This window comes from Cryobacterium sp. 10I5 (assembly GCF_035019865.1).
Classification (GTDB): domain Bacteria; phylum Actinomycetota; class Actinomycetes; order Actinomycetales; family Microbacteriaceae; genus Cryobacterium; species Cryobacterium breve_A.
In genome coordinates, this window is sequence record NZ_JASJVI010000208.1 from 1 (window position 1) to 615 (window position 615).

Sequence of the window (615 nt, forward strand, 5' to 3'; positions counted from 1 at the left end):
ACCACGGCCACTTCGATCATCCACGGAATCGGGCCCCAGAAGTAGGAAAGAAACTTCAGAAGCGGGTTCGTCGTATGCTCGGCGATCTCATTCGGACCGTACTTTGCCAGGCGTGTGTCGGCCTCTGACTGGGTCAGCCCGTCCGGTGAGCTGCCGAGCCGCTTCTGGACCTCAGCCATCGGGAGCGACTTCAGGTCGTGTGCCGGGTCGGGCTTTATCGTCGCCGAATCGGCCGCAGCGTTCGTGGTCTTGTCCGTGCTCATTCCCGGGCTCGCGTCCTCATCATGATCCAATTCCCTGGGTTGACCACCTGCGACGCACGCGGTGTACGTGAATCGCGTTCGGTGCCGATGCCGGAAATACCCGACTGTCCGCCTCCGCGAATGATGCTCTCATGCAAGTGTTGCACAAAAACAAGGTTTTAGCCGGTGCAATGAATTTCGGTGTGGTGGCTTAACTGGGAGAATAACCCGGCGCCGGCAAGAGCCCTGGCTCGTCAGCCGGTGCAATCGGCGCCGTGAACCGCTCGAGTGTCGTGTGGCGAAGGTTGTACTCGCGCTTCAGCTCATTCCAGCGCCGGACCGAGACCTCGGCAGCGGGCGAGACCTCGGCGGG

1 protein-coding gene is annotated in these 615 nt (G+C 61.5%); it reads right to left on the reverse strand.

Annotated elements, in window-relative coordinates; translation table 11 throughout:
* On the reverse strand, positions 1 to 263 hold a 263-nt coding region (locus QN350_RS19730; protein ID WP_323517214.1), incomplete at its 3' end, for a cation-transporting P-type ATPase.
* Positions 264 to 615 lie beyond the last annotated feature (352 nt).